16 protein-coding genes are annotated in these 18,097 nt (G+C 62.0%); 9 read left to right on the top strand and 7 right to left on the bottom strand.

Annotated elements, in window-relative coordinates; genetic code table 11:
• Positions 1-148: 148 nt before the first annotated feature.
• Positions 149-823 (top strand): HAD family hydrolase, encoded by a 675-nt coding sequence (locus I41_RS01235; RefSeq protein WP_145430198.1) that lies wholly within the window; start codon positions 149-151, stop codon positions 821-823.
• Positions 824-855: 32 nt separating this feature from the next.
• Here the strand turns inward: I41_RS01235 and I41_RS01230 are convergent, their stop codons facing one another.
• A complete protein-coding gene (locus I41_RS01230) occupies positions 856-1,518 on the bottom strand; it encodes a dioxygenase family protein (protein WP_145430196.1) in 663 nt (220 codons plus the stop codon).
• 404 nt (positions 1,519-1,922) lie between these two features.
• On the bottom strand, positions 1,923-3,314 hold the full coding sequence (locus I41_RS01225; protein WP_145430194.1) for an APC family permease: 1,392 nt from the start codon (positions 3,312-3,314) through the stop codon (positions 1,923-1,925).
• Positions 3,315-3,613: 299 nt separating this feature from the next.
• Here I41_RS01225 and I41_RS01220 point away from each other — a divergent pair, with 299 nt between their 5' ends.
• The 4 genes from I41_RS01220 to I41_RS01205 are packed head-to-tail and all read left to right on the top strand — an operon-like array spanning position 3,614 to position 6,419.
• Positions 3,614-4,786: an acyltransferase family protein gene (locus tag I41_RS01220; protein ID WP_145430192.1), complete on the top strand. Its 1,173-nt coding sequence runs from the start codon at positions 3,614-3,616 to the stop codon at positions 4,784-4,786.
• Positions 4,787-4,823: 37 nt separating this feature from the next.
• Positions 4,824-5,087 (top strand): hypothetical protein, encoded by a 264-nt coding sequence (locus I41_RS01215; protein ID WP_145430190.1) that lies wholly within the window; start codon positions 4,824-4,826, stop codon positions 5,085-5,087.
• Positions 5,084-5,872 (top strand): endonuclease/exonuclease/phosphatase family protein, encoded by a 789-nt coding sequence (locus tag I41_RS01210; protein ID WP_246133772.1) that lies wholly within the window; start codon positions 5,084-5,086, stop codon positions 5,870-5,872. Before I41_RS01215 ends, I41_RS01210 begins: the two co-directional genes overlap by 4 nt.
• Positions 5,873-5,921: 49 nt before the next feature.
• A complete protein-coding gene (locus I41_RS01205) occupies positions 5,922-6,419 on the top strand; it encodes a tetratricopeptide repeat protein (protein WP_145430189.1) in 498 nt (165 codons plus the stop codon).
• A gap of 14 nt (positions 6,420-6,433) precedes the next feature.
• Here the strand turns inward: I41_RS01205 and I41_RS01200 are convergent, their stop codons facing one another.
• Entirely contained in the window at positions 6,434-7,666 is a 1,233-nt protein-coding gene (locus tag I41_RS01200; RefSeq protein ID WP_145430187.1) for an LL-diaminopimelate aminotransferase, read from the bottom strand.
• Positions 7,667-7,884: 218 nt separating this feature from the next.
• Here I41_RS01200 and I41_RS01195 point away from each other — a divergent pair, with 218 nt between their 5' ends.
• Entirely contained in the window at positions 7,885-9,219 is a 1,335-nt protein-coding gene (locus I41_RS01195) for a hypothetical protein (RefSeq protein ID WP_145430185.1), read from the top strand.
• Positions 9,220-9,529: 310 nt separating this feature from the next.
• On the opposite strand, the gene I41_RS01190 is transcribed toward I41_RS01195, so the two are convergent.
• The gene (locus I41_RS01190; RefSeq protein ID WP_145430183.1) at positions 9,530-11,593 is read right to left on the bottom strand and encodes a thioredoxin domain-containing protein; all 2,064 of its coding nucleotides are present in this window, start codon (positions 11,591-11,593) and stop codon (positions 9,530-9,532) included.
• A 272-nt stretch (positions 11,594-11,865) separates the two neighbouring features.
• On the bottom strand, positions 11,866-12,063 hold the full coding sequence (locus tag I41_RS01185) for a cold-shock protein (RefSeq protein WP_145430181.1): 198 nt from the start codon (positions 12,061-12,063) through the stop codon (positions 11,866-11,868).
• A 485-nt stretch (positions 12,064-12,548) separates the two neighbouring features.
• Between I41_RS01185 and I41_RS01180 the strand changes: the two genes are divergently transcribed.
• Complete coding sequence (locus I41_RS01180; protein ID WP_145430179.1) at positions 12,549-13,613, top strand: hypothetical protein; 1,065 nt, start codon at positions 12,549-12,551, stop codon at positions 13,611-13,613.
• Here I41_RS01180 and rimI read toward each other — a convergent pair.
• Complete coding sequence (rimI, locus tag I41_RS01175; protein ID WP_145430177.1) at positions 13,585-14,106, bottom strand: ribosomal protein S18-alanine N-acetyltransferase; 522 nt, start codon at positions 14,104-14,106, stop codon at positions 13,585-13,587. The genes I41_RS01180 and rimI overlap by 29 nt on opposite strands.
• Before the next feature lie 558 nt (positions 14,107-14,664).
• Here rimI and I41_RS01170 point away from each other — a divergent pair.
• Positions 14,665-15,519, top strand: coding sequence for a glycosyltransferase family 2 protein (locus tag I41_RS01170; protein ID WP_210421084.1), 855 nt, complete (start codon positions 14,665-14,667; stop codon positions 15,517-15,519).
• Between the two features lie 89 nt (positions 15,520-15,608).
• Here I41_RS01170 and I41_RS01165 read toward each other — a convergent pair whose 3' ends face one another.
• Positions 15,609-16,775, bottom strand: coding sequence for a GNAT family N-acetyltransferase (locus I41_RS01165; protein WP_145430175.1), 1,167 nt, complete (start codon positions 16,773-16,775; stop codon positions 15,609-15,611).
• Between the two features lie 253 nt (positions 16,776-17,028).
• Between I41_RS01165 and I41_RS01160 the strand changes: the two genes are divergently transcribed.
• Positions 17,029-18,063, top strand: a complete 1,035-nt coding sequence (locus I41_RS01160) for an NAD-dependent epimerase/dehydratase family protein (RefSeq protein ID WP_168206600.1) — start codon at positions 17,029-17,031, stop codon at positions 18,061-18,063.
• Positions 18,064-18,097: the final 34 nt, after the last annotated feature.

The raw sequence follows: 18,097 nt of genomic DNA, 5'->3' as shown, positions 1-18,097 counted from the left end.
AGGGAGTTTAGGAGGACGACGTGCGGCGGCGACAAATCACCGCGACGGCCCGTATGGCCGAGGGCTTCGCCTGAATATAATAGCCCGCTCGCCGCGACGACCATGATCATTCCCACCCGCCTCGTGCGCCTCGACGGAATTGCCCGCCATGCCGACCCAACTTGCCGTCATCTTCGACGTCGACGGAGTGCTCACGGATTCGTACCTGCCGCACTACAAGAGCTGGGAGCGGATGTTCGCCGAGATTGGCGTGGCGTTTTCCGACGAGCAGTTTCGCAGCACGTTCGGCCGGACGAATCGCGATATTTTCGCCCAGCTCTATCCCGGCGAGCAAATGACTGCCGCACGGGCGCAGGAGCTCGGCGACAAAAAGGAATACTTCTACCGCGAGATCATCAGCGAGAATTTCACGCCGCTGCCGGGAGCGGTGGAGTTGATCGACGCGCTGGCGGCGGCCGGGTTTAAACTGGCGGTCGGTTCCTCGGGGCCGCCGGAGAATGTGCGGTTGACCCTGGAGAAGCTAGGTCGGGCCGAGCGGTTCGACGCGATGGTCACCGGCGCCGACGTGACGCATGGCAAGCCGAACCCAGAGGTCTTTTTGAAGGCTGCGGAATGGTTAGGCGTTCCGCCGGCGCAGTGCGCGGTCATTGAAGACGCGCCGCAGGGAATCGAGGCCGCCAACGCGGCAGGAATGACCAGCATCGCCGTGCTGGGGACGACGACGCGGGAGAAGCTGAGCCACGCGACGTTCGTCGCGGAAGGGCATCATGAACTATCGCCGGCCCGGATCGCGGAGTTAATCGAGCGCGGCGCGACGAGATAGTCCGGCCATGCTGGTCACAGGCCAGAACGGCCTCAAGCATCCTCCGGAGTCGTTCCCAGCACGATCGGGAAATCGGCCGTTAGTTCGCCGAGCTTCGAACCTTCCAACGGTTTGAAGTCGACGAGCACCGACGCGCGCTCCTTCTCGTCGCGGATGCCGCGGAGGACGCCGTCGCGATCGTTCCCCGGCGAGCCCTTCACGTACAACTGCGTCGTCAGCAGACGCTTCCCGTTCTGGCTGATGGCGTAGTGGATGTGAGGCGTGCGGCCGGGGTACTCGACGGGCTTCACGGTGCGGAAGTAATACTCGCCGGTCGAACTGGTGGTGAAGCGGCCGTAGCCCTGAAAATTCGCGTCGCGCTTCTCGCCGGCGCTGCGGCTGTGGAGATAGACGCCGTTGCCGTCGACCTGCCAGATTTCGACCAGGGCATTGCGCAGCGCCTTGCCGTCGGAGTCGAGGATCTTTCCGGTGAGATGGGTGACGTCGCCGATCGCCGGGGAGATGCTGTCGTTGATGATCAGCAGGTCGTTGTCGGTGTCGAGGGGTAGGTGATCGGGGTAAAATGGTCCCTCGGTCTGATCTGGAGTGAGGGTGAGGGCCTCAGCAAACGCGCCGGGAGCGTAGAACGCGGCGGCGCCAAACGCGATGCCGCGGGCGAAATCGCGACGGGAAAGGTGACGTGATAGGTCGTGCATCGACATAGTCTAGGCCCCGTTGGCGATTCGCGTCCCAGCGGGACGCTTCGGCAATAGCCCAGCGTTTCAACGCTGGGTCACGACGATCTCAGGTTGACATCGTCCCGTAGGGACGACTGAATGGTCAACGCGCCAATCACCCGTCCCTACGGGACTCGACGCATTCATTCTACTCATTTCCCCAGCTTTGAAGCGCTGGGCTATTTCCGGTCGTCCCTTTGGGACGGCAATCGATTAAACGCCAAAGCGGAGCAACGGTTTCGCCAAGCGCCGGGGGCCATGACGGGGCGCGCTTCAATTAGCAAACCGCCCCGCCTGGAAGGGGTCGGGGACCTTTTGCCACTAGCAGGACAGCTTCCAATTAATAGCATCCAGTGGCAAAAGGTCCCCGACCCCTTCGCGCTTCAACTTGCAAATCGCGAGGACTTTTCGCGCGGCGTCAGCAGATACACCGCCAGCCCCGCCGCCACCGGCCCGATGCCCATCAGCGGCAACCAAGGAGATTTGGATAGAGCGTAAGAGAGGCTGCTGTAAAGCATGTAGCCGCAAGTGGCGCAGAAGATCAGCGGCGGCAGCGGATAGAGCGGGACGGCGAATGGACGTTCGCGCAGGGGATCGCGCCAGCGGAGGATAATCACCGACGCGCCGGTACCCATGAGGAACGACCAAAAGACCGGGGCCGTCGCGGCGAGCAACGTGCCGAAGCCGTCGCTGGGGTCGACCAGGCTCACCGCAAACACCATTGCCAATGAAACGGCGGCTTGGGCCAGCAGCGCGGCTCGCGGGGCGCCGCGCTGGGCGTCCCAACCGCTCAGCCACCGCAGCGGCCGATGGTCGGCGCCCGCGGCCGCGTAGACGCGCGAGCCGACCAGCACCATGCCGTTGATGGCGCCAAGCGCGGAGATCATCACAAGGATGCTGGCGAGATTGCCGCCGGCGCGGCCAATCGCTGCTTCGATGACGTCGGTCGCCGGGGTGCGAGTGGCACGAGCGGCGTCGAATCCCAAGGCGACCAGGTAGGCGACGTTCACGGCGAGGTAGACGGCCGTCACGCCTAACACGCCGCCGATCAGTGCGAGCGGCAGGTTTCGCTTCCGGTCGCGCACTTCTGCGGCGACGAACGCCGCATCGTTCCAACCGCCGTAGGCATAGAGAACGAAAACCATCGCGAGGCCGAAGGCCTGCCAGTTCACCCCCACACCCGTCCTCTCCCCAGACGGGAGAGGGGCAAACGCCAGGTTCGTCCAATCGGCGGCCACAATGCCGGCCAGCACGACGCCGATGAGCCCCGCCACCTTCGCCACGGTGCAAATGTTTTGCGTCGTCTTGCCGAACGACGTCCCCAGCGCATTGAGGACCGTAGCGGCCACAATCGGCGCCGTCGCCAACCACACTGTCCCGCTCTCCTCGATGCGAAACAACTTCACGCCATAGTCGGCGAACGTGTAGGCCATCGTGCCGATGCTGCTCGTCAGGACGGCGGTCAGTTGCGCCCAGCCGAACAGGAACCCGGCCCAGGGACCGAACGCACGAGTAAGGTATTCGTAGTCGCCGCCGGCGCGGGTGTACGTTGTTGCGAGTTCGGCGTAGCAGAAAGCGCCGATGATCGAGAGCATGCCGCCGAGGAACCACGCCCCCAATGCTGGCCAGGGGCCCGAAGTGTTTTGGAAGACTTCGGGCGCCGTGCGAAAAATCGACGTGCCGACGACGATGCCGATCACCAGGCTGACGGCGTCCCCGAGGCCGAGGCGGGGTGCGGCGCCGATGTTCAGTTCGTCTTGGATGGCGTCGCCCATATTGCGGGATCTCGAAGCCCCAACCTACCGCAGGTGGCCAAAAATAACAGTGGAAAGAGGGCCATCAACATCGTATGACTGGGGGAGCCGTCTGATTGATCAATTGAACCGCCAAGCACGCCAAGAGCGCCAAGGAATACAGGGAAGAATGAACCGCCGATAAACGCGGACAGACGCAGATTGAACTGATTTGCGTTCATCTGCGTCTATCGGCGGTTCCAATATATTGTATTTCCTCGGCGCTCTTGGCGTCCTTGGCGGTTAGGCATTTAGGTCTTTGAATTTTTGTAGCAGGAACTATGTCCTTCGATTCCCCAGCGCCGACCAAGTCGCAGCGGCTCCTTTCGCTCGACGCCTTTCGCGGCATGACGATTATCGGCATGGTGCTGGTGAATAACCCCGGCAAATGGGAGCCGGGGCAGCGGTATGGGATGCTCGATCACGCGCCGTGGCATGGGTGGACGCCGACCGATTGGATATTTCCCCTCTTCCTCTTCATCATGGGGACGTCGCTTGCCTATTCGATGAAGAAGTATCGCGACGGGGCGGCCATCGACCCGGCGGTGTATGCGCGCATCGTTCGGCGGACGATTCTGCTGTTCGCGCTCGGGCTATTCAGCGTCCTGTTCAGTCGCACCCTGGCGATCGTCTTCAACGGCGCCGACGGACTTCATTTGGAGACATGGCGTCTGCTGGGCGTGCTGCAGCGGATCGCGCTGGTGTTTCTCGCAGCGTCGTTGATCGTACTTCACACCAGTCTGCGCACGCAGATCGCCATCGTCCTAGGGCTGCTGCTTGGCTACTGGGCGCTGCTAGCCTGGCTCCCCGCGGGAAGCAACTACCCGACGCGGCTCTCGCCGGAAGGGAACGTGGTGCGCGCGTTCGACCTGAAGGTTCTTGGGGCCGACCACATGTACACGCAGGCGAAGAGCGAGAAGACCGAACCGGAGGGACTGCTGAGCACGCTCCCCGCGATCGTCAACACGCTGCTGGGCTATTGGGTTGGTCTCGCCATTCAGCGCCGCGGCGCCAACTGGGGAACTGTGGGTTGGCTGATCGTTGCCGGCATCGGGCTGACGGCCGTGGGGATCGTTTGGGGCGACGTCTTTCCGATCAACAAAAAGCTCTGGACCAGCAGCTTTGTGCTACTGACCAGCGGCGTCGGCATGATTGGGCTGGGGCTTTGCCTGGGGCTATTCGACGTGGCGGGATACCGCAAGCTCGCGCGGCCGCTGGAGATCGTCGGCATCAATGCGATTTTCATTTTCGTCGGGTCGGGATTGTTGGCGCAGCTGCTCGGAGCAACCCGCGTCGGCGAATCGTCGACGAAGGGGTGGCTTTACGAGAAGGTATTCACCGACCACATCAGCGACCCGAAGCTGGCGTCGCTGGCCTTCGCGGCGGCGACGGTCGCCTTCTGGTGGATTATCCTATGGGGAATGGCCCGCCGCGGCTGGTCGGTGCGGGTGTGAGCGTTCAGCCGCGGCGAGCGCATGATCGAGGCGTCCCATGATGCGCACGTTGCTGATGCTGCTTAAGTACTCGCTAGCGGCGATCGTTGTGACGACGGTCGGCGGCGGTATTGGAATGGTGATTGGCGGGGCGGTCCTTCTAAACATCCCTCCGCCCGACTCCCCACTTTGCGGAAATGATTATTTAGCAGGAGGCGGTCTGATCGGCGCCGCCATCGGCTTGGCTACTGTCATCACGCTCGCAGTGCTAGAGAACAAGAAGAAGCGACAACGTTCAGTTCAATTGGAGAAAGCATCTTGAAGTCGATAATCAACAGCCTGCTGGCAATTACTGCTCTGAGCAGCTGGTTCACCGACGTAGCTCAGGCGGAACTCCCGCAAGAGATCCGCATTGTCACCTACAACATCCACCACGGCGAAGGAACCGACGGCAAGCTCGACCTCGAGCGGATCGCCGCGGTAATCAACGCCGAGAAGCCTGATCTGGTGGGGCTCAACGAAGTCGACCAAGGCGTCCGCCGCTCACAAGGACTCGACGAGCCGGCGGTGCTCGCCAAGCTCACCGGCATGAATTACGTCTTTGAAAAGAACATCGACCACGACGGCGGCAAGTACGGCAACGCGGTCCTCAGCCGGCTGCCGATCGTACGGCATGAGAATCACAAGCTGCCGTCGGACTACGAAGGGGAACAGCGCGGCGTGTTGGAAGTGGAGGTCGGCGACAAGGGCGAGTCGCTGCTGTTCCTCTGCACGCATCTCGACTATCGGCCCGACGATCACGAGCGACTGGCGTCGATCGAGACGATCGAAAGCCTTATGGCCGACAGCGACGGTCAACCGGTGATTCTGGTCGGTGACTTGAACGCTACGCCCGAGAGCGAGGTGATGGAGACGTTTGCGAAAAGCTGGGGTCGGAGTAATTCCGAGCCTGTGGCGACGTTTCCGGCGGCGAAGCCTGAGAAGCAAATCGATTACATCTTGTTCCGCCCGGCGGCAGAATGGGAGGTGGTCGAGTACCGTGTGCTGGACGAGGGAGTGGCGTCCGACCATCGTGGAATGATGGCGGTGTTGCGACGAATTGAGTAGCGTCCGTTCTATTAGTCCTGCCCCTCTTTTGTAAATACGGAGTTGGAAATTGCAAACGCCGAAAAACTCGCCTACGCAATCGGTGGAAGCGGCACGATACTACAACGCCGGAGTCCAGCACTTACGTTCTGACGATCCGGAAGAAAAGAAGGCGGCAGTCGGCTGTTTCTGTCTCGCTATTGAACTCGATCCGTCTTTTGACGAAGCTTGGTTCAATCGAGCTATCGGGTTGCAATCCCTGGGTCATCACGAAGATGCCGTCTCAGATCTGCAGGCGCTCGTGATGCGAGGCTCGCCGATGGCTGCGCAACTCACTCAACTCTTTGCCATCTTGCCGGACGTCTACACCCAACTGGGAGATCGATCATTCAACGCTGGCGACCCATCGCTGGCCATTGAGTATTACACGGCAGCTATTATTTACGGGCCGCAGTTTGCCGAGCCCTACGAAGCCCGGGCTCGAACCTACCGCTCACTCGGCCAAGATCGACTTGCTAAAGATGATGAGGACAATATCGCCAAAATTCGTTCATCATCTTCGCAATAGCCTCCAACGATAAATCAAAACACCGGCTTGATGCCTTTGAGCCGCGATTCGGTCTCGGCCATCAGCGCGTCTTCGGCCGCTTCGTCGACTGCTTCGTACGTCACGCTGAAGCGGAGGAACGAACCGGCGTCGTCCCACGGCACGGTGCAGATCGACTGCTGCGTAATGAGATACTGGCTGCAGGCTTCGGCGTTTTCGAACTGGGGCCCGGCGGCCAAGCCCTTGGGCGACGGCGTGTAGAGGAAGTAGGTGCCGCCCGGCATTTCGCACTTGAAGCCGCAGCGCTGGAGCGTGGCGACGAGCTTTTCCAGGCGACGCTGGTACTTTGCGCGGATGCGCTTCGGGATTTCGGGATCGTCGAGACCCGCGATCGCCGCGCGCTGGACGGCGAGAAACTGTCCGCTGTCGAAGTTGTCCTTCGTCTCGGCGAAGGCCTTTACCAGCAAAGGATTGCCGCAGAGCCAACCGAGGCGCCAGCCGATCATGTCGAAGCCCTTGGACATCGAGTGCATCTCGACGCCGACGTCCATGGCGCCTGGGATCGACAGGAAGCTGTTAGGCGCCCGGTCGTACGACAGCTGCGCGTGGGCGGCGTCCTGGAGGATGACGATGCTGTGCTTCTTGGCAAAGGCGATCGCCCGCTCGTAATACTCCGGCGGCGCCGTTTTGCCGGTGGGACTATTCGGGAAGCAAAGGATCAGCAGCTTTGCCTTCATCCGAACGTCGGCGGGAATGCTTTCCAAGTCGGGGAGGAAATCGTTCTCTTCGAGCAGCGGCAGTTTGTAGACGGTGCCGCCGTAGTACGACGTGTGCGTCCCGGCCACGGGGTAACCGGGGACGGTCATCAGCGTGATGTCGCCGGGGTTGATGAAGCAAGCGGGGAAGATCGCTAGGCCCGACTTCGAGCCGATGCAGTGATTCACCTGCGTCGTCGGATCGAGTTCGACGCCGTACTCGCGATGCATGAACCGCGCGACCGCTTCCTTGAAGACCGGCGTGCCGTTGTCGGCATAGCCGCGGTTGGCCGGGACGTTGATCTCCTCGGCCATCCGCTGGCGGATTTGCTCGTCGGCCATGCCGTCATTTTCGCCGATGCCGAAGTCGAGCAGCTGTCGCTCGGGATGATCGGCGAGCGCCTGACGCTTGGCCCGCTTGATCTTCTCGAACTTATAGATGGCGGTCGACTTGCCGAACTGGGCGCCGCCGATGCGATCGGCGAAGAGGTTTTGGAAGTAGGGGTCGGACATGGGGTGAGGCTCTAGGCTGGAGACTGTAGGCCGGAGGAATGCGTGTTCGGCGAGGCGGTTTAGAGGAACTAGCCGCTCACGGGCGTTGCGGTCAGATTTTACTTAGACTGGCAGGCGAGGGGCAGGGGGCAGGGGTAGCCCGCTGAGACAAGACAAGAAGCGCTCGGCGCCGGCGAATGGCGTCCGCCGTTAATACAGAAAAACTTCGGGGTAGCGTGATGGGAATCTTGCCACAGCGACCGCTCTACCGCTGGCTCCTCGTTGCGGGAAGCCTACTAGGCGTCTTGCTGGGCACCCTCGGTTGTTGGGCGATCTATTCGCGTTCGTCGCTGAGCAGCCGGATCGAAGGGATCCGCGCTGCGGGCTATCCGGCGACGATTGCCGACCTGGCCCCGAAAGCGATCCCCGCCGACGAAGACGCCGCGGCGCAACTGGCTACAGCGGCGTTACGGTTCGATGCTTTTGCGAAAGAGCACGGCCGCTTTTACAACACGCCGGAGGGAAGGGCCTACGAAAGCCAGCAGCGGCGGGGCAAAGGAGCTTCGGCCGAGCAACTCGCTGCGATCCGGGCCATCGTGGAGCGGTATCCGGAACTCGACGACGCGATCGAGCGGGCGGCGGCGTGCGACAGTTACGCGTCGCGGCTCGACTTCAGCTTGCCGCAGCCGCAGCTTTTGCAGGCGATGCTCGACCAATCTTCAAATCTTCGCACCGTCGCGAGGTTCGTTCGGTGGCAGATGGAGTTGGCGGCAGCTGACGGCCGACCGGATGAGGCAGTGCAGAAAGGCATCGACCTCCTACGACTCGCCGCGCTTTACGACGCAGAGCCTGCCCTGAACAATTCAATGGTTGCGATGGCCGTTCGCGCGAGTGCGGCGTCGGCCATCCGCGACGCACTGGTCGCGGATAGCGACCTGGTGGTTTCATCGGGGCTTCGCGCCGAGCTCGATCGAGAGCTGGCCCGTTTCCGCGCGGAGGATTCGCTGCGTCAGGCTATCGTAACCGAACGCGCCTATGTAATCAGCGCGACCATGCAGCACCTCGACGACATGAACGTCATCGCCGCGAACACGATCGGACTGCCGATGAAGACGAGTTTTGTCGAATCGATCGACTTGATCGATCCGATGCTGGAACTCGCCGACCACCCGTGGCATGAAGTATTCAAACCTGGCAGTCAGAACGTCTTTCAATCGACCGGACGCACGGGCGCCATGGCGAGCTTGCTGGCGCCGTCGTTCAAGGCCCATTTTGATCTGGTCCATCGCACGAGCGCGACGTTGCGGTCGCTGAGAGTCCTCAGCGCGCTACAGCAGTACGCTATCGAGCATGGGCGAGAGCCCGTTGGAACATCGGACCTCAATCTACCGGCGGCCGACACGATCGACCCATTCAGCGGCCAACCGCTGATCGTCAAACCAACCGCAGCGGGGTGGCTTGTCTACTCCGTCGGGATGAACGGCTTCGATGATGGCGGCGAATTCACGACGCCCAAGGATTTTGGCGTTGGCCCGAGCAAGCCGGCGACAGCAAAATCCGAACCAGGCAATTGAACTTCAACCGTTGTACCGGCTCAGGAATCACTTCATGGCCGAAGGCCTTGCTCACCGTAGCCTGGGGCAAGCGCAGCGCCGCCCCAGGTGTGATAGCCGCTCGACGCCCGTTGGCTGAAGGCCAACCTCACCTACTTGGGTGGAGAAGGCGAGAGTGAAATTGGCTTTCAGCCAATCGAAAGAACTGGCCTCGCGGACCTGGGGCGGCGCTGCGCTTGCCCCAGGCTACGGTGAGAGATGGCTTTCAGCCAACTAAAATCCTCTCTGCTCACAACGGATTGAGATGGGGGAGTTACTTTTAAGCTGGCCCTTATCGCGCCGTCAAGCGATTGATCTCCTCCGCAACCGCGGCCGCTCCCTTGGCTGGCTCCTGACAGGTAAATCCCTCGCAGACGTAAAGCGTTGGTTCGCCGGCGGCGGAGGTTTTGCCGGCGGTGACGTCCTTTAGCAGAGGTGATTGGTAGGCGGATTTGGCGTTCGCGCCGACGAGGACCTTGTTGGGGATGAACTGGCGGCGGAGTTCTTTCAGCGGCTTCGCGACGAGTTCGAATTCCGTGTCTCCCGCGAGGACCAGCTCGAACGTCGGCCCCAGTTGGAAGTCGAGCGCCAGCAGCATCTGCCCCATCGCGGCGGGGGCCTGTTGCATCAGGCCGGCGGCGGCAGTGAGGGTGCCGTCGGCGGCGGCGATGTACTTCTGCTCGCCGGTGAACTTGCCGAGGCGGGCTAGCGCGAACGCCGCCATGCCGCTGGCGCTGGGGACGCTGGCGTCGGTCGCGTCTTTGTTGCGGGCGATCAATTGTTCGTGGTCGTCGGCCGTGTAGAAGAAGCCGCCGGCCTGCGCGTCGGCGAAGTGATCGATCACCGCGTCGAGCAGCCGGGCCGCTTGCTCCAGTCGCGCGACGTCGAACGTCGCTTCGTAGAGCGACATCAGGCCGTTGGCAAGGCAAGCGTAATCGTCGAGATAGGCGTCGAGCTTCGCGACGCCGTTGCGGTAGGTGTGGAGGAGCCGGCCATCCGAACGAACAAGTTTGGTCAGAATGAAGTCGGCTGCCTTGGCAGCGGCGGCGGCGTAGCGAGGTTCGTCGAGCGCCGCCGCCGCGCGGGCGAGGGCGTCGATCATGAGGCCGTTCCAGGCGACGATCACTTTATCGTCCTTGCCGGGATGGACGCGCCCTTCGCGCGCGGCGAAGAGCTTGGCCCGCGACGCCGCCAGTTCCGCGGCGAGCTCCGCTTCGTCACGCCCCATGATGGCCGCCGCCTGAGCAATCGTTTTCGGCAGGTTGAGGATATTCGCTTCCTCAAAATTGCCGGCGTCGGTGACATCGTAGATGCGGCCGAACGTTGAGCCGGCGGCGTCGCCGAGCACCTCGTCGATCTCGTCGGCCGTCCAAACGTAAAACTTCCCTTCATGCCCTTCGCTGTCGGCGTCTTCGGCGCTAAAGAAACCGCCCTCGGGGCCGGTCATGTCGCGGAGGACGTAGCCAATCGTTTCGTGCGCGACGCGAGCGTAGTCGGCGTTGCCGGTAGCTTGATACGCCTCGACATAGACGCCGGCGAGCAGCGCGTTGTCGTAAAGCATTTTCTCGAAGTGAGGCACAAGCCAACGGGCGTCGACCGAGTAACGCGCAAAACCGCCGCCGAGTTGATCGTAGATGCCGCCGGCGGCCATACGATCGAGCGTCGTGCGGACCATTTCGAGCGACTGGGCGTGGCCCGTGCGGTGCCAGTAACGGAGGAGCAGTTGCAGGTCCATCGGATGGGGGAACTTCGGCGCGCTGCCAAAGCCTCCCCAGCGGGCGTCGAACGAGCGGGCCAGCTGGCCGACGGCGGTTTCGATGAACTCGCGCGAAAGTTTGCCGGGCGCCGTCGCCTGCCCGGCGCGGCTGAGTTCATCGGTCAGTTGGCCGGCCATCTGCTCGACCTGCTCGCGGCGCATGAGCCACGCATCGTAGACGGCGCGCAGCACGTCATCGAAGCCCGGCATCTCGCCGCGCGCCGAGGGCGGGAAATAGGTGCCGCAGTAAAAGGGTTTCAGGTCGGGCGTCAGGAAGACCGACATCGGCCAGCCGCCGCGGCCGGTCATCATCTGCGTGGCGTTCATATAGATTTGATCGAGATCGGGCCGTTCTTCGCGATCGACCTTAATCGCGACGAACCGATCGTTGATCATCATCGCGATCTGCTTGTTCTCGAAACTCTCATGCTCCATCACGTGACACCAGTGACACGCGGAGTAGCCGATGGATAAGAAGATCGGCCGCTGCTCGTCGCGGGCGCGCGCGAGCGCCTCGGGTCCCCAGGGATACCAGTCGACGGGGTTGTCTTTGTGCTGGAGCAAGTACGGCGACGATTCGTTGGCTAAATGATTTGGCATCTTTACTTAAACCGCGAACGATTAGCGGAGCTTCTTGAAGACTAACCACCAAGACGCGAAGGCACGAAGAAGGCACAAAGGGGAGGAGAAAAGGAACCGCCAATGAACGCTGATGGACGCAGATAAAATGCAATTGAATTCATTTGCGTTTATCTGCGTTCATCGGCGGTTGCAGTCTCTTCATTCGCGTCGGTGATTATAGCGTGTCAAAAAAAACGCCCCGGGCGACCGAGGTCGACCGGGGCGTTCGTCAAATTTAAGTTAATTCACTCTCAGTGCGGGGTGACCGCGTCGGCGCGGGGACCCTTGGGGCCGCGGCCTTCGGTGTAGCTGACCGACTGGCCCTCTTGGAGGGTGTCGAACTGGCCGCCTTCAACTGCGGAGTGGTGAAAGAAGAGCTCGCCCTTCTCGCCTTGGATAAAGCCAAAGCCCTTGTCCGCAATCAACTTCTTGATCGTGCCTTCTGCCATAGTCGCAGAAACTCCCTAAACGAAACCAAAAACAAACAAACGGGCCGCGCCCTCGTCGCCGCCAAACCCCGGCGGTTACGCGCGACAATCCCACAGTACAGGAGCACACAAGTCGTCCGCGATTGAAGAGAAGCGTCCGCGGCAGTCGCCAGGGAGGCGAGCTGAGAGGAAGAATCTAACACACAACACGGGGGGTTTGACTCGATACGACCCCAATGGGGCTATGGTAACCTCGCCCGGGGCAAAAGAACAGAGCGCCACGCCGTTCGAACTTGTAAGATCAGGCCGGATTATCGTGCTTTCCGCCGCACAATCGGTCTATTCCTGTCGGAGCAGAGCGTCGCCGTGCCGCCTGCTGCCAGCAGGAGTATGGGCGGATGCTGGCAAATCTTGGCGATCGCGTGGCCCGCCATTTGCGGACCTACGCGGTCGATCTCTGCGGGGCGCATTGTGCCGGTTGAGGCGTAAACAACGAGGGCGGAACGATGAGGACAACGTTGAATTCGGAGACGGGCGACAAATTGTCGGCCGAACGCCGTTATTTCAGGACGGCCAGCGTGATCGCGCTGGTGACATGGTCGCTGGCGATCTCCCGAGCCGGGGCTTACCCGATCTCGAGCGTCTTTATTGTGAATCCCGCCAATTCGTCGCTCAGCGTGAAGGCGAGTGCCTATGGCTTCAGCGATACCGACGCCAACAGTCTCGCCGGTTCGATGAACGCAACGCTCGATCTGGGCGCAAGTGGCAGCTTGCCGGGCGCCGGCGCCTTCACGATCACCGGCGGTACGATCACCCCTGGCGGCAACTACTCGCTGCGGCTTGGCTTTCCGCCCTTCTTGGGAGTCAATATTTTGGCGAGCGGCCCGGCGGCAAGCGTCTCCACGCTCGAGGCGCCCGGAACGATCACCAGAGCAACCCCCACCGGCGCGATTTACAATTTCGACGCCGCGAACTTGTTGGTGTCGTTAAATCAAGGAACGATCGTCGTGACCGGCAGCACGAACGAGACGACCGATCTGTCCGTAGAGCCGGTCGCGGGGTCGGCGCCCGAGGGGACGCTCGGAAGCTTGACGCTGACGACCTCTGGAACCAACGGGCTTTACACCCGGATCAATGCGCTATTAACGTTGCCGATCAACATCGAACAATCGAGTGATTTGGAAGGAGGCAACGGCAAGGTCGCGGCGACAGGCACGCTCAACGCCACCTCTTCGTTCTACGTGGCGCTGAGCGGCATCCCGGGCGACTTTCAACTCGACGGCGACGTTGATGACGCCGATCTCGCCCTTTGGAAGAGTGGCTTTGGAGTCGCTGCGGGCGCCACGGCGAGCAACGGCGACGCCAATGCCGATGGACTGGTTGACGGAGCGGACTTCCTGATTTGGCAGCGCAATCGCGGCACTCAACCGCCGGCAATTGGGAGCGATCTTGCGGCACTGCCCGAGCCGGGGACGCTGGGGACGTGCTTGGCGGCGCTCACTGCGATCGGGATGATGCGACTTCGCCGGGGCGTATCCGCGCTCAACCCGCCATGCGGTCGATGCGGTTGACCGGCAGTTGGGCCGCGGCGTCTTCCTCGACGTGGCGGAACTGCATCAGGTACGCATCCTCGGGCGAGTCTTCGTAGTACGCACGCAGGACGGTCACGGCGCGAAAGCCAGCGGTCTTGAAGAACAACTGCGCCGGCAGGTTCGTCTCGCGTACTTCCAGCGTGATGCGGACCCGGCGCTGGCTGGAGAGCTTGCCGAGCAATTTCTCGATCATCTGCCGGCCGACGCCGCGACGGCGGAATTCGGGGGCGACGGCGAAGTTCAGGATATGGAGCCGCGTCTTGTGGAGCTCGTAGATCATGAAGCCGACGACGCGCTCGCCGCATTCGGCCACCATGCCGATGCAATTGCGTTGTCGTAGGCAACGGATGAAGTCTTCTTCAAACCAGGGGAACTCGAAGCTGTGACGCTCAATGTCGAGCACCTCGGCCATGTCGCGGCGGATCATCCACCGAATGTGAACACGGACTTGTTGCTGAGGATCGGCGCTCATCGAGGCCTCCTTCCATGTCGGCCGGGCGTTCATCGGGCGCTCCGCGGGCGTTCGGGCGAACTCATCGCCCGCGCGGCGACAAGGTCGAGATTGATTAAGGCAGGCCAATTGCATCCTGCGATTGGCGCTGATCGGCAGTACGGCGGCGAGCTAGCACTTCGCGAGATTGAACATTGCTGTTCGTCGCGGCGAGCATGGCTCACGACTTCGCTCCCATGAGCGAGTCGAAAAATTACCAAATGGTCACCGCAGTGCCAAGCGCGAAACTTAGCCCAGAAATGGCAGTCGGGGCTTGCCGCACTTAGCTGCAGGCGCCCGCGCCGAGAACCGCAGCGCGGCACAACTGTGACGATTCCGCGGGCTGGCGCGATCAAGACAACGCCACGCGCCGATCCGCGCGCGCCGGTTGCCCACGACTCGCCCGCCTGGCGGGAATTTGCGGGGTATTCTTGCCAATGCTGCTGCTGGCGCCATCCAGCTTGCCCTGTTTGCAGAGCTTCGCGCCGCCAGTGTCATGCGTGCAATCACGGCAACGCCCCCTCCCGCCCCGCACTCGCCATGACTGATACGAAGTCGACCGCCGATCACTTGGAGCTGGAAGCACCCGCAACCTCCGACCGCGCTTGCTTGGAGCGAATTGAATCGAATCTCGCGATTGCCGAGCAGAGTCTCCAGGTTGCGCAGGAGATCGAGCGGGCTCCGGCGATCGAAACGACGAGGCGCACGTCGCTGGCGGTTTCCGTGGTGATTCCGGTATTCAACGAGCGAGACACCGTGGTGGAGATCGTCCGCCGCGTCCAGGCGGTTGGCATCCATCAGGAGATCATCCTGGTGGACGATTTCAGCATGGATGGAACTCGCCAGATTCTCGTCGAGCTCGCGCGGGGAGACGACGTGCGGATCATGTTCCACGGCTACAACCGCGGTAAAGGCGCGGCGCTGCGGACCGGCTTCCAGCAGGCGAGCGGCGACGTGGTTCTGGTGCAGGACGCCGACCTGGAATACAACCCGAACGATCTGCCGCGGCTATTGGCGCCAATCGAGAGCGGTGAAGCCGATGTCGTTTATGGATCGCGATTCCTGACGAATGCCGCGCAAGACAAATCTCGCACTCACCGCTTCGGCAACTGGGTGCTGACGCAGGCGTCGAACCTGGCCACCGGCCAGCGGCTGACGGATATGGAAACCTGCTATAAGGTTTTTCGGCGCGAGGTGCTCGACGCGATCGAGCTGGAGCAGAACCGCTTCGGGTTCGAGCCGGAGATCACCGCCAAGATTTCGCGACTTGGCTACCGGATCGTGGAAGTGCCGATCGGATACGACCCGCGCGGATTCGACGAGGGAAAAAAGATCGGCATGGCCGACGCCGCGAGTGCGCTGTGGTGCATCGCGAAATACGGCGGGCGGTGGTAGTGCCAATGGGGTCGGGAACCTTTTGCCACTGGGGGCTCGTTAGTCAATGGTGACTCGCTAGTGGCAAAGGGTTCCCGACCCCGTCAGCGTTACTCTTCTTGCTTCATAAACTTCGCATTCGCCGTCGTGTCGAGCGGGCCGAAGTCGTAGATGCGGTATTGCTTGCTGATCTTGGCGCCGCCTTTTTTGAGCGTCTTGAACGAGAGGTCGTTGCTCTCCAATACCCAGGAGAACTCGGCCTCTTGGATGCCCCAGGCGAGCGCGTCGGGGACCAGCCGCGACACGAGGGCGATGCCGACGCCCCAGCTTTGGAACTCCGGCAGCACGTTGGTGCTGATCAGTCGGACGCGTTTGAGACCTTTCTTGTTTCGCAGCAGCTTCAAGAAGCCAAACGGAAACAGCTTGCCGTCGATCTCCTTGATCCGCGGGTTGAAATCGAGCAGGCCGAACATCGTGCCGATCGGCTTGCCCTCGACCTCGGCGACCGTCGTCAGCTCGGGGACGATCATCTGCTTCATGCCGGCCGCTTGCTTCTTCACTTCGCCGGGAGACATGGGGACGAAGCCCCAGGTGGAGACGAGCGAGCGATTGTAGATTTCGAGAAAGGTGGCGATCTCTTCGTTGAAGCGTTTGACGTTCATCGGCCGGCACTTCAATTGAAAGCGGTCGACGACGATCTGGCTAAGGTCGCTGACTTTCTGCGACACCTGCTTCAACATGTCGATATGGCCCCAGAAGGCGAACATATCTTGCGCCTTGCGGAAGCCGAAGCCCTCGATCAGCCGGGCGTAGTACGGCTTGTTGTAGGTCATCATGAACCAGGGCGGATCGTCGAAACCGTCGATCAGCAGGCCGACTTCGTAGTTCAGCGAAGGATTCGCCGGACCGCGAACGGCTTCAATCCCCTGGCTGGCGAACCAGTCGAGCGCCGCGTCAAACAGCTTGTTCGCCACCTCCTGGTCGTCGATCGACTCGAAGAAGCCGAAGAAGCCCCGCTTCTCGTCGTATTGCCGGTTGTGGGCGTGGTTGATAATCGCGGCGAGCCGGCCGACCGGCTTGCCGTCGATGCGGGCGAGGAAGTGACGAATCTCCGCGTCGTCATAAAAGGGATGACGCCGGAAGTTCAGCAATTCCTTCTGCACCAGACGGATGGGCGGGACCCAGTTGGGGTCGCCTCGATAGAGGTCCCAGGGCAGATCGAAGAACTGCTTCCGCTCCCGCCGTGAGGCGACAGGAATGACTTCCAATTGGGCCATGGGAGAGGAGCCGAATTCGATAGGGAAACGCCGGAGCAGGGCCCGTCACTGTAGACGCCGCGAGCGGTGGCGGTCAAGTTTGGCCGGCGAAGCATAAGCGGTCAGTGTTCAGGGTTCGGGGTTCAGGGTTCGGTCGTTGACTTCATGCGTTGCTTCTTGGGTGCGGCGGCTTCCTAAACTCCGTGCCCTGAACGCTGAATCCCTGCGCGATATACTGCAGCGTCTCTAGTCGATGCTTGGGAACTGTGTCCTGATGACGCGCTGTCTGATTACAGGTGCGAGCGGCTTCGTGGGGTCGAACCTCGCGCGCCGACTCTGCGAGGAAGGCTGGGAAGTCCGGTGCCTGGTCCGCAATACATCGCGGCTGGACCAGCTGGAATCGCTGCCCGTGGAGCGCACCGAGGGAAGCCTCGCAGACGCCGAAAGTTTGCAACGTGCGGTCACCGGCGTCGACTATGTATTTCACGCGGCGGGTCGCACGGTCGCCTTCCAAGGGAGCCAGTTTTTTGATGACAACGTCGGCGGCACCCGCCGTCTGGCCGAGGCCTGCCTGACGCAATTGACGCCGCCGACGTTTCTGATGGTTAGCTCGCTGGCCGCTGGCGGGACCGGCACGATGCAATTGCCGCGGACCGAAGAACTCGCGGAGCGGCCAGTCTCGACGTATGGCAAGAGCAAGCTGGCCGCAGAGCAAGCCTTAGCAGAGCTTGCCGTTGACCTGCCGGCCTCGGTGGTGCGGCCGCCGATGGTGTTCGGCCGCGCCGATCGCGCTAGTCTGGCGCTGTATCGGAGCTTAAGATTTCTGCCGCTGCATCTGTCTCCCGGCCTGCGGCGATTCCCGGTGTCGCTCGTCCATGTGACCGACCTTTGCGATGCGATGGTCAGAATCGCGGTTAGCGGCGAGCGCTTGGCGCCGCCGGCGAGCGGGTCGAATGGGACGGCCACGCCGAGCAGTCAAGGACAAGGCAAGTATTACGTTGCGGCCGATCGCCATGTGACATACGGCGAGATGGGTCAGCTCGCCGCCCGCGCGGCCGGATGGACGGTCGCCACGCTGCCGCTGCCTACGCCCATCTTCTGGATCGCTGGCGCCATCGGCGAGACCGTGGGCCGGGCGCGGGGCCGGGCGACGCTCATTAACTTCGACAAGGTTCGCGAGGCCACCGCGCGTGGCTGGGTCTGCTCGGACGCCAAGATTCGCTCGATGCTGGGCTACCGGCCTGCCTCGACGCTTGAAGACGACTTCGCGGCCACGGTCGCGTGGTACCGCGAACATGGCTGGATCTAGGTGAACGGCGCTCGGCCGAACGATTAGAATAACC

It is taken from the genome of Lacipirellula limnantheis, from assembly GCF_007746075.1.
In the GTDB taxonomy this organism is placed as follows: Bacteria; Planctomycetota; Planctomycetia; order Pirellulales; family Lacipirellulaceae; genus Lacipirellula; species Lacipirellula limnantheis.
Note: the sequence above shows the minus strand (reverse complement) of the source record. Positions and strands in the feature narration are given on the sequence as shown.